General features: G+C 75.4%; 17 protein-coding genes. 10 read left to right on the top strand and 7 right to left on the bottom strand.

The window, feature by feature from the left end:
• From ABZ815_RS48475 to ABZ815_RS48445, 7 genes are all read left to right on the top strand, one after another.
• Positions 1–724 (top strand): O-antigen ligase family protein (locus ABZ815_RS48475; RefSeq protein ID WP_357709001.1); only part of this gene is annotated, 724 nt, incomplete at its 5' end.
• Positions 718–2,052 (top strand): lipid II flippase MurJ, encoded by a 1,335-nt coding sequence (locus ABZ815_RS48470; RefSeq protein ID WP_357708999.1) that lies wholly within the window; start codon positions 718–720, stop codon positions 2,050–2,052. The genes ABZ815_RS48475 and ABZ815_RS48470, both read left to right, overlap by 7 nt.
• Positions 2,049–2,762, top strand: a complete 714-nt coding sequence (locus tag ABZ815_RS48465; RefSeq protein ID WP_357708997.1) for a polysaccharide deacetylase family protein — start codon at positions 2,049–2,051, stop codon at positions 2,760–2,762. Before ABZ815_RS48470 ends, ABZ815_RS48465 begins: the two co-directional genes overlap by 4 nt.
• The gene (locus ABZ815_RS48460; RefSeq protein ID WP_357708994.1) at positions 2,759–3,859 is read left to right on the top strand and encodes a glycosyltransferase; all 1,101 of its coding nucleotides are present in this window, start codon (positions 2,759–2,761) and stop codon (positions 3,857–3,859) included. Before ABZ815_RS48465 ends, ABZ815_RS48460 begins: the two co-directional genes overlap by 4 nt.
• A complete protein-coding gene (locus ABZ815_RS48455) occupies positions 3,856–4,470 on the top strand; it encodes a hypothetical protein (protein ID WP_357708991.1) in 615 nt (204 codons plus the stop codon). Before ABZ815_RS48460 ends, ABZ815_RS48455 begins: the two co-directional genes overlap by 4 nt.
• Positions 4,467–5,630: a GNAT family N-acetyltransferase gene (locus tag ABZ815_RS48450; RefSeq protein WP_357708988.1), complete on the top strand. Its 1,164-nt coding sequence runs from the start codon at positions 4,467–4,469 to the stop codon at positions 5,628–5,630. The genes ABZ815_RS48455 and ABZ815_RS48450 overlap by 4 nt, the downstream gene beginning before the upstream one ends.
• Positions 5,627–6,838, top strand: coding sequence for a glycosyltransferase (locus ABZ815_RS48445; RefSeq protein ID WP_357708986.1), 1,212 nt, complete (start codon positions 5,627–5,629; stop codon positions 6,836–6,838). The genes ABZ815_RS48450 and ABZ815_RS48445 overlap by 4 nt, the downstream gene beginning before the upstream one ends.
• Here ABZ815_RS48445 and ABZ815_RS48440 read toward each other — a convergent pair.
• Positions 6,754–7,878, bottom strand: a complete 1,125-nt coding sequence (locus tag ABZ815_RS48440) for a glycosyl hydrolase (RefSeq protein ID WP_357708984.1) — start codon at positions 7,876–7,878, stop codon at positions 6,754–6,756. The two genes, ABZ815_RS48445 and ABZ815_RS48440, sit on opposite strands and share 85 nt — an antisense overlap.
• A gap of 158 nt (positions 7,879–8,036) precedes the next feature.
• On the opposite strand from ABZ815_RS48440, the gene ABZ815_RS48435 reads away from it, so the two are divergent.
• Both ABZ815_RS48435 and ABZ815_RS48430 read left to right on the top strand, forming a co-directional pair.
• On the top strand, positions 8,037–8,411 hold the full coding sequence (locus ABZ815_RS48435) for a VOC family protein (protein WP_357708982.1): 375 nt from the start codon (positions 8,037–8,039) through the stop codon (positions 8,409–8,411).
• 173 nt (positions 8,412–8,584) lie between these two features.
• Complete coding sequence (locus tag ABZ815_RS48430) at positions 8,585–9,118, top strand: DUF1062 domain-containing protein (RefSeq protein ID WP_357708980.1); 534 nt, start codon at positions 8,585–8,587, stop codon at positions 9,116–9,118.
• A gap of 2 nt (positions 9,119–9,120) precedes the next feature.
• On the opposite strand, the gene ABZ815_RS48425 is transcribed toward ABZ815_RS48430, so the two are convergent.
• The 6 genes from ABZ815_RS48425 to ABZ815_RS48400 are packed head-to-tail and all read right to left on the bottom strand — an operon-like array spanning position 9,121 to position 16,511.
• The gene (locus ABZ815_RS48425) at positions 9,121–10,386 is read right to left on the bottom strand and encodes a hypothetical protein (RefSeq protein ID WP_357708977.1); all 1,266 of its coding nucleotides are present in this window, start codon (positions 10,384–10,386) and stop codon (positions 9,121–9,123) included.
• Positions 10,383–12,971: a tetratricopeptide repeat protein gene (locus ABZ815_RS48420; RefSeq protein ID WP_357708974.1), complete on the bottom strand. Its 2,589-nt coding sequence runs from the start codon at positions 12,969–12,971 to the stop codon at positions 10,383–10,385. Before ABZ815_RS48420 ends, ABZ815_RS48425 begins: the two co-directional genes overlap by 4 nt.
• Positions 12,964–13,584: a hypothetical protein gene (locus tag ABZ815_RS48415; protein ID WP_357708972.1), complete on the bottom strand. Its 621-nt coding sequence runs from the start codon at positions 13,582–13,584 to the stop codon at positions 12,964–12,966. Before ABZ815_RS48415 ends, ABZ815_RS48420 begins: the two co-directional genes overlap by 8 nt.
• The gene (locus ABZ815_RS48410) at positions 13,581–13,940 is read right to left on the bottom strand and encodes a hypothetical protein (protein ID WP_357708970.1); all 360 of its coding nucleotides are present in this window, start codon (positions 13,938–13,940) and stop codon (positions 13,581–13,583) included. Before ABZ815_RS48410 ends, ABZ815_RS48415 begins: the two co-directional genes overlap by 4 nt.
• 10 nt (positions 13,941–13,950) lie before the next feature.
• Positions 13,951–15,258: a CHAT domain-containing protein gene (locus ABZ815_RS48405; RefSeq protein WP_357708968.1), complete on the bottom strand. Its 1,308-nt coding sequence runs from the start codon at positions 15,256–15,258 to the stop codon at positions 13,951–13,953.
• 17 nt (positions 15,259–15,275) lie between these two features.
• The gene (locus ABZ815_RS48400; protein ID WP_357708966.1) at positions 15,276–16,511 is read right to left on the bottom strand and encodes an MFS transporter; all 1,236 of its coding nucleotides are present in this window, start codon (positions 16,509–16,511) and stop codon (positions 15,276–15,278) included.
• A 72-nt stretch (positions 16,512–16,583) separates the two neighbouring features.
• Here ABZ815_RS48400 and ABZ815_RS48395 point away from each other — a divergent pair, with 72 nt between their 5' ends.
• Positions 16,584–17,426, top strand: a complete 843-nt coding sequence (locus ABZ815_RS48395) for a LysR family transcriptional regulator (RefSeq protein ID WP_357708964.1) — start codon at positions 16,584–16,586, stop codon at positions 17,424–17,426.
• Positions 17,427–17,433 lie beyond the last annotated feature (7 nt).

Genomic DNA, 17,433 nt, shown 5'->3' with positions numbered 1-17,433 from the left:
CGGCTCGCGCCGGCGCGTCGCCGCCCTGATCGCCGCGGCGGCGCTCTGCCCGCCGCTCGTCATGTCCCTCAGCCGCGGCACCGGGGTCGCGGTCGGCTGCGCCGTGGCGGTGATGCTCGTGCTGCGCGGCGCACGGCCGGCCGTCGGGGCCGCCGTCGCCGCCACGGCCGGGGCCGTGCTCCTGACGCTCCTGGGCGGGCCCGCCGGCGGGATCGTCGCCGAGCGCGTCGCCTCCATCTCCTCCTCGGTGGCCCAGCCCGACAGATCGGTGTCGGACCGGTACCAGCTGTGGCAGGCGGCGGCCCGCATGTGGCAGGACCACCCGGTCACCGGCGTCGGCCCCAAGGGGTTCGCCGCCTGGCGTGACACCTACGCGCCGCTGGCCCTGTCCTCGGGCAGCGACATCGAGGACGCGACCGGCGGCTACCGCCGCCAGCCGCTGCTGTCCCCGCACAACATGTACCTGCTGGTGCTCAGCGAGCAGGGGCTCGTCGGCCTGTCGGCGTTCGCGCTGCTCGTGGGCGGGGTGCTCGTGCGCACGCTCACCCGCCCCGGACGGTCCGGCCCGGCGGGGCTGGCCGCCGCCGGCTTCATGACGTGGCTGGCGGTGGACTTCGCCTACGCCGACATCGGCGGCGCGACCAGCCTGGTCATGTCGGTCATGCTGGGCCTGGCGATGGGACGCGCCGACGCCGCGCTCCCGTCGCGGCGGCCCGCGTGCTGAGCCGGGGCGCGGCCGACCTGCGCGCCGCGGCCCTCACCACGATGCTCGTCGGCGCGGGCTCGGCCCTCGGATACGTACGCGACCTGCTGATGGCCGCGCTGTTCGGCGCCAACGCCGACACCGACGCCTTCCTGGTCGCCTGGACCGTCCCCGAGACCGCCGCGCCGCTGCTCATCGAAGGGGCGATGGCCCTGTGGCTGATCCCGCTGTTCAGCACGGCGACCGGGGACGGACAGCGGGCGGCGCTGGTGGAGCGGACGCTGCCCGCCCTGGCCGCCGCGCTCGCCGCCGTCGCCGTGTGCGCCGCGGCGTTCGCGCCCTGGCTGGTGACGGCGCTGGCCCCCGGCCTTCCGCAGGCCGGCCTGGCCGTGCAGTGCTGGCGGATCTGCTGCGGCTGCGTCCTGCCGTTCGCGCTGGCGGGATACGCCAGCGCGGCCCTTCGGGCCCATCACGTCTTCGGCCCGCCCGCGGCCACCGGCCTGGCCTACAACGTGGCCCTCGTCGGCTGCCTGGTCGTCTGGCACGACACGCTCGGCGTGCGGGCCGCCGCGTGGGGGGTCGCGGTGGGCGCCGTCCTCATGGTCGGCATGCAGGCGCCGGCGTACCTGCGGCGCGTCGGCCTGCCCCGCCGGATGCCCCGCCGCCTGGTGCTGCCGGTCGCCGCGCTGCTGCCCATCGTCGCCTTCACGCTGCTGCGGCAGGGGCAGGTGCTGGTCGAACGCGTGCTCGCCGCCGACCTGCCCGCCGGCGCGATCTCCCATCTCAACTACGCCCAGAAGATCGCCCAGGTGCCGATGGTGGTCTCGCTGATGCTGGCCACCGTCACCTATCCCCACCTGGCCCGCAGCATCGCCGCGGGGGACACCGTACGGGCCTGGCGGCTGCTGGCCCGCGACCTGGCGACGGCGGCGGCCGTCACGGTCGGCGCCGCCGCGCTGCTGGTCGCCTTCGCACCGATGGTCGTGGGCCTGCTGCTGCACCGCGGCGCCTTCGACGACCAGGACGCCGCCGCCACCGAGCACGTCCTGCGGCTGTACACGATCGGCCTGCTGGGCCACACCGTCGTGAGCGTGGTCTGCAGGGCCTACTTCTGCGCCGGGGGCGGGCGCGAGCTGTGGTACCCGGCCCTGGCGATGGCCGCCGGCCTCACCCTGACCGCGACGCTGTCCGTGGCGCTCGTCCCCGGCATGGCGCAGGGCGGCATCGCCCTGGCCAACGCCGTCGGAATCACCGTGACCGCCGCGCTCATGCTGGCCGGTCTCCATCGCCTCGGCCTGTCGCCGTTCCGGAGGGCCGTCACGACCTTCAGGGAAGGAGAGCGCGTATGAGCACGCGCATCGGCGCGCTGCCGCTCATCTGGATGTACCACTCCGTCGCCGAACGCGACGAGGACCCCTTCGACATCGTCGTCACCCCCGAGCGCTTCGCCGCGCACATCCGCTGGCTCGCCCGGCGCGGGCTGCGCGGCGTTTCGGTGCACGAGCTGCTGAACCATCCGGGCGACCGGCGCGGGCTCGTCGGGCTCACCTTCGACGACGGCTACGCCGACTTCGCCACCGACGTCGTCCCGGTGCTGGCCGGTTACGGCTTCACCGCGACCGTCTACGTCGTCGCCGGCCGGATCGGCGGCCACAACGCCTGGGACCGCGACGTCACCCCCCGCCCCCTGATGGACGCCGACACGCTGCGCCGGGTGGCCGCCGCCGGCATGGAGGTCGGCTCCCACACCCACAGCCACCCCCACCTGCCGGCCGCCGCCCCAGGCGAGCTCGCCGACGAGCTGACCACGAGCAAGCTCATGCTCCAGGACGTGCTCGGCGCCCCCGTCACCGGTTTCGCCTATCCCTACGGCGAGCTGACCTCCCGCGAGGTCGCCGCCGTCCGACGGGCCGGGTACGAGCACGCCTGCGCCGTCCGTCCGGGCAGGCTCGCCGGGGCGCACGCCCTGCCGCGCCGCTACGTCGGCGACCGCGACACCGCCGCCCGGCTGCTCGCCAAGAACGCCTGCCACCGGCTGCGCTGGGGGCTGGCCCGATGAAGGTGCTGCACGTCATCACCGGGCTGGCCGCGGGCGGGGCCGAGCAGCAACTGCGGACCCTGCTGCCCCACATGGACTGCGCCAGCGAGGTCGCCGTCCTGACCCGGCCCGGCGCCCTGGCCGACGCCATCCGCGCCGGCGGGACGCCCGTACGCGCCGTGGGCATGGGCGGCAACCGGGACCTGCGCGCGCTGCCCCGGCTCACCGCCCTCATGCGCGCCGGCCGCTACCAGGTCGTGCACGCGCACCTGTACCGGGCCTGCGTCTACGCGCCGCTCGCCGCCCGGCTGGCCCGCGTGCCGGTCGTCGTCACCACCGAGCACTCGGCCGGGGCCCGGCACATCGAGGGACGGCCCGTCACCGCGCCGATCCGCACGCTCTACCGCACGACGTCCCGCCTGACCCACGCCGTCGTCGCGGTCTCCCCGGCCGTGGCCGACCGGCTGCACGGCTGGGGCCTGCCGCCCGCACGCGTGGTCACCATCCCCAACGGTGTCGACCTGTCCGCCTTCCGCCACGATCCGCGGGCCGCCGGACCGGCCAGGCTGAGCCTGGGGATCCCGCCGGAGGCGTTCGTCGTCGGCGGGGTCGGCCGCCTGGTCGCGGGCAAGAACTTCCACCTGCTCGTCGAGGCGCTGCCGCGGCTGGACGGCGCGGTGCTCCTGCTCGTCGGCACCGGCCCTGAACAGCCCCGGCTGCGCGGGCTGGCCGCGCGGCTCGGCGTCGAGCGGCGCGTCGTGTTCGCCGGGGAGACCGCGCACGTGCCGGCCCTGCTGTCGGCCATGGACGTGCTGGCCGCCCCCTCGCAGGAGGAGACGTTCGGGCTGGCCGTCGTCGAGGCGCTCGCCGCGGGCCTGCCCGTGCTGTACGGCTCGTGCCCGGCGATCGACGACCTGCCGCCCGGAGCCGTGCCCGGAGCCCGCCGGGTGCCGTCACACCGGCTGGCCGACGAGCTGGCCGCGCTCCTCGCCGCGCCCCGCACGCGCCTGCCGCCACCCCCCGCCCTGGACCGCTACGACGTGCGCCGGCAAGCCCGGCGCCTGCACGACCTCTACGACCGCCTGCTCGCCAGGCGCCACCAGGAAAGGCTGTCATGACTCACCCGGTCCAGCGCGCCGCCGGCGCGCTCCGCACCTGGTCCCTGCTCGCGCTCCCGCTGATCGGCATGGGGGCGGGGCTGACGTACTCGCTGGTCCAGGAGCCCGTCTACACCGCCGACGCCTACGCGGTGGTCAGCTCGGCGCGGCAGGGCGTCCCCACGCAGGACGCCGACTTCGCCCAGGCCTACGCCAGGGTGGCCGTCCACCCCGGCCTGCTCGCCGGGAACGGCGACGCCTACCTGGCCGACGGCGAGCTGCTGCGGACCACTCTGCAGGCGTCGGCCTCGCCCGACGCGCCGCTGATCCGGCTGGCCGCCATCGCCGGCACCCCGGAGGAGGCCGCCAGGCGGGCCAACAGCGTGGCGAGCGCGCTCACCGCCTACGCCAACCGGCACAGCGCCGACACCGGCGTCCGCCTGTCCAGCTTCGCCCCGGCCGTGCCGCCCGCCTCGCCCAGCTCACCCCAGCCCCTGATCGCCACCGCCGTGGCCACGGCCGCCGGGCTCCTGCTGGCCGCCCTGATCTGGATGGCGGTCCCCGCCCGGGGGCGCCGGGACGATCAGGAGGCCGCGCCCGCACGCCGGCCGGTCGACACGGTGTCCGCATGACGACCACGACCCGGCAGACCCCTGACCTGGCCACCGAGGTCGTGACCGGCTCCAGCCGCCTGCGCGCCCTGGCGGGGGAGTGGGCCGACCTGCACGACCGCTCCCCGGCCGCGACGCCGTTCCAGTCGCACGTCTGGCTGTCGTCGTGGTGGGAGACCTACGGCCGGAACGCGAACCTGAGCGCCGTCCTGCTGCGACGCAGGGGACGGCTGGTGGCCGCAGCCCCCGTCATGACCGTGCGCCGGGCGGGGCTGCGCGTCCTGCGGCCGCTCGGCGGCGACCAGTCCGACTTCACCGACGTCCTGATCGAGGACGGGGACCCCGACCTCCCGGCGGCACTCGGCCGGGCCCTCGCCGAGCTGCCCGGATGGGATGTGCTCGACCTGCCCGAGGTGCGGCCGGGCGCGGACGCCGAACGGCTCGCGGCGGCCTGGCCGGGCCGTTCCTGGCGGCTGCCCGCCTCGACGTGCGTCGAACTGCCCGGCGTCCCTCTCGGCCGGCTGCTCGCCGGGCTGCCCGGCAAGAACGGGAACAAGCTGCGCCGCGAGCTCAGACGCGTGGACGAGGCCCCCATCCAGGTCAGGGACGTCCCGGCCGCCGAGGCCGAGCACGCCGTCGCCCGCCTGCTCGACCTGCACGCCCTGCAGTGGCAGGGCCGGGGCATCAACGTCGAGCACACCAAGCCGCGCTTCCGCGCCCACCTGGCCCGCGCCGCCCGGCGGCTGGTGGCCGAGCAGCAGGCGCGGCTGATCGAGTACCACCTCGACGGCCAGGTCGTCGCGGTGGACCTGGTGATCGTCGGCAAGGACTTCGTCGGCGGCTACCTCTACGGCACCCACCCCGACCTGCGCGCCCAGGTGGACGTCGTGACCCTGCTGCTCCGCACGGACCTCGGGCTCGCGCACGAGCTGGGCCGTCCGACGATGTCGCTGCTGCGCGGAGCCGAGTCCCACAAGACCAAATGGGGCGGACAGTGCGCGGTCAGCCACCGGCTCCTGCTGGCCAGGACGCCCGCCGCGACGGCCTACGCCCTCGCGGCCCGCGCCCGCGTGGGCGGCCGGACGCTCCGCGGGCGGTGGGCGAGGCTCGACCGGGTGCGCGGCCGCGCGCTCGGCCGACGGTGGGAAGCGCTCGACCGGGTTCTGCGCAGGGCGCGATGACGTCCTTCGTCCCGCGCGGCCCACGGGCGCCGCGCGTGCTCCACGTCACCCAGCCCACCGAGGGCGGCGTCGCCGCCTACGTCGAGAGCGCCTGCGCCGACCAGAGCCGGCGCGGATGGACGGTCGCCGTCGCCGCACCCCCGCGAGGGCGGCTCGGCGAGCGGCTGGCCGCGATCGGGCTGCCGCACCTGCCGTGGCTCGCCGCACGGGCGCCGCACCCGGCCGACCTGGCCGCCGCCGTCGCCCTGAGGCGCATCGTGCGCCGGTTCCGTCCCGACGTGGTGCATCTGCACTCCTCCAAGGCCGGGCTGGTCGGCCGGGCGGTGCTGCGTGGCCGCGTGCCGACGCTGTTCCAGCCGCACGGCTGGTCCTGGCTGGCCTGCGGGGGGACGCTCGCCACCGCCTCCACCCTCTGGGAACGCGTCGCCACCCGGTGGACGCAGCTCGGGCTCTGCGTCGGCCAGGGCGAGTACCGGCAGGCCCGGGACGCGGGCGTGGGCGGCCCGCTGACCGTCGTCCGCAACGGCGTGGACCTGGCCCGCTTCCCGCCCGCCACGCCCGACGAGCGCCTCGCCGCCCGCCGTGACCTGGGCCTTTCCCGGCGAGCGCCGCTGGTCGTCTGCGTCGGCCGGATCACCCGGCAGAAGGGCCAGGACCTGCTGGTCGAGTCCTGGCCGCAGATCGCCGACCACGTCCCGGACGCCTGCCTCGCCCTCGTCGGCGACGGGGACGACTACGGCCGGCTGCGCCGCGACGCTCCGCCCGGCGTCCTCATGCCGGGGGCGAGCGGCGATCCGCGGCCCTGGTACGCCGCCGCCGACCTGGTGGCGCTGCCGTCCCGGTGGGAGGGGTTGCCGCTGACCGTGCTGGAGGCCATGGCCACCGGGCGGTCGGTGGTGGCCGCCGCCGTCCCCGGTCTCACGGAGGTGGTCACCCCGGAGACCGGCGCGCTCGTCGAGCCGCAGGACCCGGCGGCGCTGGCCGTGGCGATCGTGGCCCGGCTGACCGACCCGGCCATGCGGCACGAGGAGGAGCGGGCGGCGCCGTCGCGGGCGGCCGAGTTCGACCTCGGCGTCACCCTCGACCGGCTGGCCGCGCACACGCTGCGGCTGGCGCGGCCGGGTCAGCCCGAAGCCGGCGCGGCCGCCGGGGCGGGGACGTCCGCAGCCGAGGAGACGGCCACGGAGGAGACGGCCGGGCTGGGCTGAGGGGGCGTCGGCAGCTCAAAGGTCGGTGGGAACGTCGGCGGCGCGGACGGCCCCGGCTGGAAGCCCGGGTCGCGCATGAGCTGACGGAAGACCCGCGACGACTTCGGGTTGGCCGGGCAACGCCAGACGCCGTGCGGGCAGTAGTCCACGATCGAGTGGTAGGCCACGTCGTGCCGGGCGATCCAGTCGAGCATGGCGCGCACGAACTCCGGCCGGTCGCCGTACCGGAACAGCCCCCACTCGGGGAAGGAGATCTTCTTGCCGTGCGAGGACGCGAACTCGGCCTGCGCCTCCAGCCCGTACGGCTGGTCGACGTAGTCGGAGAACTGCTGGCCCGGGCCCTGGTCGTAGCTGTCCATGCCGATGATGTCCACCACGTCGTCGCCGGGGTAGCACTCGGTCCAGCCGATGGCGTCCGGGCCCCGGTTGGGGCTGAAGTCGAAGCGGAAGCGCTGCCCCGGCACCGCCCGCATCACGGTGACGATCCGCCTCCAGTACGCCATCCACGCCTGCGGATCGGCCGAGCAGCGGCTGGAGTAGGTCAGGCCGTTCATCTCCCAGCCCGGGACGATCACCGTGTCCGGCGCGTGCCCGGCGACCAGCGTCCGGGCCAGCCGGTCGAAGTACGGGTCGAACGCGCCGTCCGCGCCTGCGTTCAGCAGCACCGACACCGTGTCGTCCGGGAGGTCGCCCTCGTTCGGCATGACCATCGGCACGTTGAGCACGAGCATGCGCGACGGCTCGGCGGCCCGCCACCGCATCCAGGGTTGCAGGACGAAGTCGGGCCCGCCCAGCGCGTTCCACGCCTCGCCCGGCACGTACGTCCGCCCCACCCGGACCTCCGCTCCCAGCCACGCCTCGAACGCGCTCATCAGGTGCGGCCCGCGCCAGTCTGAGGCGAGGAACACCCCGAACGGGACGCCGGACACGTCAGGGCGGGCGGCGGACGGCTGCTTGCGCGGCTTCGCCTTCAGCGCCGTCGGGACCACCACGGCGATCACGACCAACAGCGCGCAGACCCAGGCTATCCTCACGGTCATCGCTCCCCCTTACTGGGTGTATCAGCTCACGTACCCAAAGAGAGAACTCCGGTGATCAAGTCACAGCAAAAGTGATCGTGAAGGTGGCCGCACGTGGGAGTCACCCCGGGCCGTAAAGCGTTGGCCGGGTGCGACCCGCCGCCGGTAGTGTGCCGATCATGGCTAGCCGCATCTCCGAACTGATCGTCCCCTGCCGTGATCCGCACCGGCTCGCGGCCTTCTGGTGCGAGGTGCTGGACTTCGTCGTGCTCGACACCGAGGACGACGGCGCGGTGGAGATCGGGCCGCGGGAAGGGTTCGGCGGGCTGCAGCCGACACTCGTCTTCAGCCCCACCACCGAGCCCAAGACGGGCAGGCTGCGACTGCACTTCGACGTCAACGCCACCGACCGCGACCAGGCCGCCGAACTCGAACGCCTGCTGAAGCTCGGAGCACGCCCGGCCGACGTCGGCCAGACCGGCGAAGAACCGTGGCACGTCCTGGCCGATCCCGAGGACAACGAGTTCTGCCTGCTGCGCACCCGCCTGAGCTGAGCCCCCGCCCCCACCGGCCCCCATCCCTTCGTGAGGACTTCGCGCGCATGACGCCGCCTGCTCTCTAGACCTGACACCTTCCTGCGCATCGGTCGCCGACGGACGCCGTCGGCTCTGTTTTCCGTGCTCTTCGTCAGGTCTTCAGAGAGATCATGTCTTCACATCCTCATATCGTGCTGCCCTGGGTGGTGCGGCGCACCCGCCTGCCCCTGCTCGTCCTGCGGTGCGTGGCCTGCCCGTCCGACCGCGCCACCGTCGGTGACGGCAGGTTCCGGGTCAACGCCAACGGCAAGCTCCTCGACGTCTGGCTCCTGGTCAACTGCGTTTCCTGTGACCGGACCGGCAAGCTCACCGTCCACGACAGGGTTCCGGTCCGGTCGCTGGCCCCCCGCCTGCTGGCCGGTTACTCGGCCAACTCGCCGTCCCTCGCCGCGCAGGTCCTTCTCGACCCGTTGATCGCCCGCCGCAACCGGTACGCGCTCGACTGGGACGGGTGCTGGGAACTCCACGCGCCCGCCGTCCCCGAGAGTCCGTGGCCGCTTCGGGTCATGGTCACCTTCGACGATCCCGTGCCGGTGCGTCCCGATCGGCTCATCGGCCTCGGGCTGGGCGTCAGCCGGGACGAGATCGTCCGCCGGGTCAAGATCGACATCCCGCCGAACCGCAGGACGAAACAGGACTTCTCCTTCCTCCTGATCAGTCCCTAGGTTCAGCGGCGGGTCCATCGGGCCGGCAGGAGGGGGATCGGCAGCTCGCCACCGGGTCCGGCGCGGGCGGGGAGCGTGGTGCGCGCCCTCTCCAGGCGTGCGACGTCGGCGGCGGTCACCGATCCGGTCCCGGACCGGGCCAGTTCCCTCATCCGGCCGGCCCACCACGACAGCTCCGCCTCGGCCTCGCCCGTGGCGAACGTCCCGGCGGCGCGCTGGCAGCCGATCAAGGCGTCCAGGCGTCGCCGGTCGTGCGTGGCGTCCGACCTCCAGAGGCGGGCGAGGCACACGTTCGCCGCCGCCACCAGGACGGGCGCGTACGGGTCGATCCAGGCCGACTCGTCCACAGCGGCGAGCAGGCCGTCGGCGGCGGCCTCCAGGTCGTTCCGGTCGCCGGTCCTTCGGTGCCGGACAAGAAGCAGTGTCGCGTGGAAGCCGCGGAGCAGCGGCGCGTACGGCGCCGGATCCGGCGTCGCCTCCCGAGCCCACCGCGCAAGCTCGACAGCCGCATCCAGAGAGGCGCCGTCGAGAGGGGCCGCGTCCCGTTCGGGCAGCGCGTGCGCCAGGGCGGCGGCGCCCTGGAGCAGGGCGCGCACCACCGGGGGAAGCACCTCCTCCATCGGCGCCGGGGCCACGACCGGAGGCGGGGGCACGGGGGAAGGCGGGGCCGCGGCTGGAGGTGGGGGCGGGGTGGCTGCCACGTAGGCGGTCATCGCGTGCAGTGCGTCGGTGAGGCCGGGGATGCTTCGCCGGGCGAGGGTCGCGGGTACGCCGATCGCCCGGCACTCGCGCAGCAGCTCCCACCGCGCGTGGTAGCGCACTGCGTTGACCTCGTCCTGGCGGGCCAGCGCGTCGGCGACGAGCACCTGCGCGAAGGAGTCGAACTCCTCCTGCGCCGTCATCGAGAACTCGACCACCGCCGCAGCGGCCGCCGCGAGACCGCCGGCGTCGACCAGCGCGTCCCAGCCGTCCAGGACCCTGTCGGGCACATGCTCGCCGAACGAGTGCTCGATCCCCAGAGCGGCCATCGCCGACCGGCGCCGGTCGATCAACCGTACGACCATCGCCGCCGCCCCGGCGTCGGGCCCGGCGCCCTGGAGCAGGTCGTGCAGCCGCCGGGCGAACGCGGTCGTCTCCGCCAGCGGCTCTCCGGCGAGCCGCGAGACCAGCTCCCCGGAGTCCCCGGCCACGTCCAGACAACGCCGTAAGGCGGCCTGTACCTCCTCCTCACGCGGCACATCGGCCCGTACGTCCTCCTCACGCGTCACGGCAGTCCTCCTCCCGTGGCGGGTTCGGAGCCGGAGAGCCGGTGGCGGACCGCGTCCAGGCGGGCGGCCAGCGCCGGGTCCCTCTCGCGCAGTTCCGACAGGTCCGAGCGGGTGGCGAGCAGGTGCGACCACAGGACGCTGCACCCCTGGTCGAGGAAGGCGACCGCGAGGCCGGCGTCACCGGCGTCGAGCGCGGCGCCCGCCGCGTCCCCGGCCAGGAGCATCGTCGGCCGCAACATCCGCTCCTGGTCGTCACGAGGCAGGCCCGGCCAGGTCAGCACGGGCAGCAGCTCGATCGCGGTGCCGAACGCCTCGATCGTGCCGGGCGACCCCGGTGACAGCCGGGCCGACATCCGGGCCCAGGCGATCGCGCAGGTCATCCGTACCGACGTGGCCGCCGTGGCGGACAGGGCGGCGCGCCGCCAGCAGTCCAGGGCCCGGTCGGCGGACGCGGACGCCCCCGACTGGCCGAACAGGTCGGCGTGGGCGCTGCCCAGGTTCAGCAGGAGTTGCGCGTGGAAGGGCGATTCGGGCGGGGTGTGGGCCAGCCCGGCCTCCGAGACCTCCACCGCCCGGCGCAGGTCGGCCGGGTCGCCCGCCTCGGAAAACCTGTCGCGCAGGAATCTGCCCAGGTTGGACAGGAGGAACGAGCGCATCGGGTCGTCGTCGGGCAGGCCGTCCACCGCCCGTTCCAGCAGGCCGATCGCCCGGCGCAGGTCAGGGCCCGAGGCGCGGGCGGCCAGGGCCAGGGCCTGGCCGGCCAGGGCCGCCGGGACCCGGGGATGGCCGTCGGGCAGCAGGCCGGCGGCCCGTTCGGTGAGGGCGACGGCGGCGGCCAGGTCTTCGTCCGAACGGCGCGCCGCGTGCCGGTCGAGCAGCGCCTGCGCCAGGTTCAGCAGGCAGGTGACCTGCTGGTCGGTGCCGGGCAGGGGGCCGGTCAGTGATCGCCGGTAGAGGTCCACCGCACGTTCCAGGTCGGCCGAGTCGCCGAAGTGCTGGTACCGGGTCTGCAGCGCGGTGGCCAGGTTGACGAGGTGGTCGACGCGCTCGACGGAGTCCCCAGGGGTGGCCTCGACCGCGTCGCCCGCGACCTTGATCGCCTCGTCGAGGCTCTGCCGGTCGCCGCTGAGCTCGAACTCGTTGCGCAGCGCGAAGGCCAGGTTGGACGAGGACGACGCCCGGTGCTCGTCCTGGGGCGCCATGGCCATCGCCGTGCGGTGGGCCGCGATGGCCTCGCGCAGCGCCTCGGGGCTGCCGGTGCGTTCGTGCAGCTTGCGCAGGACGACGGCCAATTGCCCGTGGTCGGCCGAGGTGCTGTGGGCCACGCCGGTGGCCTCGCGCATCAGGCGGACGGCCTCCAGCAGGCTGTCCAGCTCCCCGGTGTGCTCGAAGCGGAAGGCCAGGACGCGCGCCATGAGGGTGCGTGCCTCGCGGGCGTCTTCGCCGCCGGGTGGGGCCTCGGCCATCAGCCGGTGCGCCAGCCGGGTGGCCTCGTCGAGATCGGCGGACGCCCGGCCGTCGCGGTACCGGTCGGCGAGCAGTGTGGCCAGCGCGCGCAGGAGCCCCTGGACGTCCAGGCCGGGGGCGGGCGGCATGCGGCCGGCCGCGCGCAGGAGCTCCACGGCCTCGTCGAGGTGTGCCCGGTCGCCGGTCGACTCGAACCGGTCCTGGAGCAGGCCCGCCGTGGCGCCGTAGGCCGCGGGCCGGAGCTCCGGCCGGTGCTCGGAGAGGCCGATCGCCTCCCTGCCGGCCGCGATGGCCCGTTCGAGGTCCTCGACCCGGCCGGTGCGCTCGGCGGCCCTGCCCAGCGAGGTGGCCAGGTAGATCAGTCTCTCCGGGCGTTCGGGGGCGTCGGGAGCGGTGCTGTCCACCAGCCGCTGGGCGGTGTCGGCGAGCGCGTACCGGGTCGTCCCGCCGTTCAGCCGGACCGACCGGAGCTGGGCGTGGAACAGGTTGGTCAGGACCGACGGCAGGTCGGCGTCGTCACGCGCCGCGACCCGCTCCAGGACGGCGATCGCCTCCCGCAGGTCACCGGGGTGCCCGCGCCTGTGGTGGCGCAGGCTCAGCGCGGCGCCCAGGTTCGCCAGGTCGCCGGCGTACGTGGGGTCGTCGTGGTCCGGGGCGTAGGCGATGGCCAGCCGCAGCAGCTCGACCGCCTCGTCCAGCGCCGGTCCGTCGGGCTCGGCCGTCCCGGTCAGCGTCGCGTGGGCGCGGTCTCCCCACAGGTTCGCCGCGTGCCCGGCTCCCGCGGCGAACCCCGACCTCAGGGGCTCGGGAAGCCGGGTGCCCCCGAGCCGGACCGCGGTCTCGAAGTACACCAGCGCGAGCTGCAGGTACGGCAGCCGCTCGACCGGCGCGACACGATACAGACACCAGCACGCCCAGCCCAGCGTCTCGACCAGCCGGTGCTGCCGGGCCGCGTCACCGAGCTCGCCGGGCGCCGTGACCGCCATGAGCGCGGCCGTCTCGGCCAGGGCGGACGGGCCGGCGAAGGCGTCGCGGTCCCCGCGGTCGACGCACCGGGAGATCCGCCGCCACACGGCCCGGACGAGCCGGTCGGCGTCCTTCCTGTCACGGTCACGCACACGCCTCGACCGCCTCGATCGCCGTGGCCGCGGCGAGGTCGGCGGTGACCTCCCCGCCCCTGGTCCGCAGGACGGCGCGTCCCGCTGCGACGCGTACGACGGCCCCGCAGGTCGTGCCCGCCGGGGTGGTCACCGACAGGGACGGCCTGCCGGCCTCGGGGCCGTACCAGGTGGCGCCGATCGCAGCGACGAGGAGCGCGGCGCACAGCAGCGTCAGCGCGATGCCGCGGCGCAGGGCGGCGGCCGAGTCGAGCGCTTCGAGGTGGTCGGCGGCGCGGCGCGGCGGCAGCGTCCTGGCCGGGGCGACCGCGGGCCGTCCGTGCGCCGCGCGGATGAGCAGCAGCGCGGCCACGGCGCCGACGACCAGCGCGATCAGCAGCAGCACGCCGACCACGACGGCCCATCCCCGGTCGAGCTGCCCGACGTCCGTCCGGCCCTTGATCAGGCTGAAGCCGACGAGCGCGGCCAGCAGCCCGCCGAGACCGTTGCGCCAGGCGACCGCGGCCTCGCGGACCCTGGGCAGCTCGGTACGGAGCAGGTGCTCCCGGTCCTGGGCGGCCAGCAGGTGGGCCGGACCGGCGGGGCCCGGACCGGGGGAGAGGACGTGGCTCACCGCGGGCCCGCCGAGACGGTGAGCGTCCAGTAGGCGCCGCACCCGTAGCGGCCCTCCGGCCGGTTGGGGTGGTCGTCCTCGCAGGTGCACATCATCGGCTCCACCGTCTCCTGCTGCGGTCGCGGCCTGCGGCGCAGCCGTTCGCCGACGGCGCGCGGCGACCGGACGATGCCGCTGACGAGCGGGATCTCGATGGGCGCCCGGCAGCGGGGGCAGGGCCCGCGCAGGATCAGCGTGCCCGGACGCGGCTCCTCCACCGTGAAGCTGCCGGCGGCGAGCCGGGCGTATGCCTCGTCGGTGACCTCCTTGTAGGGCAGGGGCTCGCCGTCCTCCGGCGAAGGGACGCTGGCCGTCATGGACCCTCCTTCAGGGACCGAGGTGCACGAAAGGCGTCCACGCGCTCGGCGGGAGCCCCCGCGCGTCGCGGAGACCGTGGACCGCCCGGTGCAGGGCGTGGGCGGCGCGGCCCGGCTCGAACCGGCCGGACGCGGTCAGGTCGGCGTACACGGCTTCGGCGACGTCGGCCGCCAGGTCGTCGTACACCGACCAGAGGGTGCCGATGACCTGCCGGTAGCCGGTGTGGTGCAGGGCGGCGGCCAGCGTGATCGCCTCGTCGGGGAGGTCCACCCCGCCGGTGGCCGTCATGCAGGCCGACAGGAACGCGAACTCGCCCCGGTACGGCTCGGCGCTGAGGTCGGCGCTGATGTCGGCGATGGTGAGGACGCGGTCGTGCAGCAGCAGGCCGCCCTGCGAGGGCGCGGCGAGGTCCTGGCCGCCATGGCAGCAGAAGTGCGCCCACCTGTGGCGGGGCAGCTCGGCGCGCACCGCGCCGGTGGTGGCGGCCTCGCCCTCCAGCAGCGTCGCCCGGGAGGAGAAGAGGGAGGTGAGCAGGTCGCGCTCGCGTGCCACGTCGGTGAGCGGGGTCGTGCCGGTCGTCCGCTCAAGGGCGACGACCAGCATGCGCTCGTCGCCGGGGTTCGGGTCGAGGGGCCGGCGGGCCGCGCGTAAGGCGCGCAGGGAGGGCGTGTAGGAGGAGATCGCCCGGTCGATCACCGCGCGGCCCGTGCCGTCGTGATGACCGGCGGCGTGCATGGGGAGGAGGGTCAGCAGCCCCGTCGGGCACCACCACAGACGCGGCCAGGGCGCGCCTTCCGCCACGGGGGCGGTGAGGCGCAGGTCGGCGAGCACCGGCGCGGCGATCTCGTCCCAGAGCCAGGCCAGCAGCTCGGTGAGCGTGGCCTCGCGGGTTTCGGCGGCCCGGTTGAGCGCGAGCTTGGCGCCGGTGTAGCGCCTGATCGCCTCCGGGGTGTGGTCGCCGTCGTCGTAGCGCTCCCTGGCGGCGTACAGGTCGTGGACGGCCTGGTCGACGGCGCGCAGGACGCGGAGGTAGCCGCCGGTCCGCTCGGCGACCGCCGTCAGCGTCACCCCGGGCAGCGGGACGGCCCGTACGCCGTCGGCGGTCACGATCAGCGCGTCACAGCGCCACTGGCTGAGGTTGACCATGACGACCGGGCCGTGCGCGGCGGCCGGCAGCAGACTGCTCGGCTGCGGCGGCCGCAGGAAGTCGCCGAACCCGTCGAGCTCGCGGACCTGCCGGACCAGCGCGTCCCACTCCCGGGCCAGGGCCACGCGCCGGTCGACCGCGCGGGACACCTCCGCCCGTCCGTCGGGCATCACATCGCATCACGCCCTCACGAGACCTGTGTCGGCCCTCGTACTGTAACCGGGGTGCTGCTGTCGGTGAAGCCCGGTTCGCCGGGCCCGCCGCGCGGGCGCCGGGAGCGGGACAGCAGGCCCCCGGCCAGGGCGGCGGCGAGGCCGGCCAGCCCGGCGGCCGCGAAGCCGCCACCTGGCATGGACGCGTCCACCGCCAGCCCGGCGAGCGGCGCTCCGAGCGCGAAGCCCGCGCTGGCCGCCGACGCCTGCAGACCCGTCGCCTCCCCCCGTACACCGGCCGGCGCCAGCCTGCTCACCGCGTCGGCCACCGTGGCCTGGGTCGGCGCGGTGAGCAGCCCGGCGCCGACGACGGCCAGGCACAGCCAGCGCCAGTCGTGGGCCAGCCCGGCGGGGATCGTCACCAGCCCGAGCAGACCGAGCAGCGCCCACGTGGGCAGCGACCGGCGCAGCACGCCGTGGATCAGCCCGCCCGCGACGGAGGTGACGCCGAACACGGCCACGACCACGGCGGCCCAGGACACCTGACCCGCCTCCTTGAGCGTGGCGACGATGGCGAGGTCGATGCCGCTGAGCAGCGCCGTGGCGCCGAACCCCATCGTCAGGACGGCGATCATCCGGCCGCCCAGCCACTCCCGGCGCCGCGTACGCCCGGGCGCACCGGCCTCCGGCTCGCCCTCGGCCCGCAGCGGCGGATTGAGCAGCGCGACCCCGATCCCGCCGGTCGCGATCACCGCGCCGAGCCCCCACGCCACCACCTCGGGGGACAACTGCGCCGCGCACAGGACGACCACCGCCGGCCCCACCAGGTACGACAGCTCGCCCTGCACCGACTCCAGCGCGAACGCGGGCCGCCGCTGCCCCGGCGTCGTCATCGCGGCGATCGCCTGCCGGGTCACCGCCTGGACCGGCACCATCAGCAGCCCCGCCACGACGGCCGCGCCCAGCAGCGCCCCGTACGGCAGGACCGGTACGCTCGCCCAGAACACGACCTGCGCGGCGACGGTCGCCAGCAGCACGGTGCGCAGCCCCCGCCGGTCCATCAGGCGGCCGAGCAGCGGCCCGCCCAGCGCCACCCCGGCGGTCAGGGCCGCCACGACGCCGCCCGCCGCCACGTAGCCCAGGTCCAGGCCCAGCACGACGTACATGGTCAGCGCCGTCACGTCGGCGGTGATCGCGGCACGGGCGAGCAGCGAGACGCCCAGCAGCGCGGCCATTCCGGGAACGGCGAGAACCTGTCTGTATCCGGTCACCCGGGCGACGCTAGGTCATCCTCCAGGCCATAGGAAGTCGTTGTTTCGTTGGAGGGGCCATAATGAATGCTTATGGCCAGAGATCTGGAGACCGGGTTGCTGCGGTCCTTCGTCACCGCCGTGCGGGCCGGCAGCATCAGCCGCGCCGCGACCGCGCTCGGGCACACGCAGCCCGCGCTCAGCCAGCAGTTGCGCAAGCTGGAGAGCGCCGTCGGCCGCCCGCTGCTCCACCGGTCGCCGTCCGGCGTCTCGCTGACGCGGGCGGGTGAGGAGCTGCTGCCGTACGCCGAGCGCATCCTCGCGCTCTCCGCGCAGGCGCTCACCGCGACCGGGCGGGCGCTCACCGGCCGCTGCGGCGTCGGGCTGCTGGAGGACCTGGCCGCGGCGCACCTCCCGCAGGCCCTCGCCGACCTGGCCCGGCTGCACCCCGGCGCGACGCTGGAGGTGCTCAGCCTCTCCGGCCCCGCGATCCGGGAAGCCTACGACGCGGGCCGCGTCCAGCTCGTGCTCGACGAGGTGCCGGACCTGCCCGGCCCGCCGCGCTGGACCGTGCGCCGCCCGCTGGTCTGGGCGATCGGCCAGGGCGTCGATCCGACCGCCGACCCGCTGCCGGTGGTGCTGTTCACCGGCACGTGCGCGTGGCGCAGGTCGGTGGTCGAGACGCTGGACGGCACCGGGCGGCGCTGGCGGGCGGTGTTCGAGAGCAACAGCCTGGCCGGCGTGCTGGCCGCGCTGCGGGCCGGGCTCGGCGTCGCGGCGCTCATGCCCGGCAACCTCGAACCGGTCATGGCCTGCCACGATCCCGGCGCCCTGCCCGCCCTGCCGGACGTCGAGCTCGGCCTCGCCCGGCATCCGCGGACCGAGGGTGATCCGCTGATCGACGCCGTGGAGACCGCGCTGCGACGCATGATCTGAGCGCCGT

Source organism: Nonomuraea sp. NPDC047529, assembly GCF_040642995.1.
GTDB lineage: Bacteria > Actinomycetota > Actinomycetes > Streptosporangiales > Streptosporangiaceae > Nonomuraea.
The sequence above is the reverse complement of the archived record's forward strand: the minus strand, read 5'-3'. Positions and strand labels throughout refer to the sequence as shown.

Coding starts and splice junctions, on each gene's coding strand:
- ABZ815_RS48465 (WP_357708997.1), top strand. CDS start 2,049: ATGAGCACGCGCATCGGCGCGCTGCCGCTCATCTGGATGTACCACTCC.
- ABZ815_RS48460 (WP_357708994.1), top strand. CDS start 2,759: ATGAAGGTGCTGCACGTCATCACCGGGCTGGCCGCGGGCGGGGCCGAG.
- ABZ815_RS48455 (WP_357708991.1), top strand. CDS start 3,856: ATGACTCACCCGGTCCAGCGCGCCGCCGGCGCGCTCCGCACCTGGTCC.
- ABZ815_RS48450 (WP_357708988.1), top strand. CDS start 4,467: ATGACGACCACGACCCGGCAGACCCCTGACCTGGCCACCGAGGTCGTG.
- ABZ815_RS48445 (WP_357708986.1), top strand. CDS start 5,627: ATGACGTCCTTCGTCCCGCGCGGCCCACGGGCGCCGCGCGTGCTCCAC.
- ABZ815_RS48440 (WP_357708984.1), bottom strand. CDS start 7,878: ATGACCGTGAGGATAGCCTGGGTCTGCGCGCTGTTGGTCGTGATCGCC.
- ABZ815_RS48435 (WP_357708982.1), top strand. CDS start 8,037: ATGGCTAGCCGCATCTCCGAACTGATCGTCCCCTGCCGTGATCCGCAC.
- ABZ815_RS48410 (WP_357708970.1), bottom strand. CDS start 13,940: ATGACGGCCAGCGTCCCTTCGCCGGAGGACGGCGAGCCCCTGCCCTAC.
- ABZ815_RS48405 (WP_357708968.1), bottom strand. CDS start 15,258: ATGCCCGACGGACGGGCGGAGGTGTCCCGCGCGGTCGACCGGCGCGTG.
- ABZ815_RS48395 (WP_357708964.1), top strand. CDS start 16,584: ATGGCCAGAGATCTGGAGACCGGGTTGCTGCGGTCCTTCGTCACCGCC.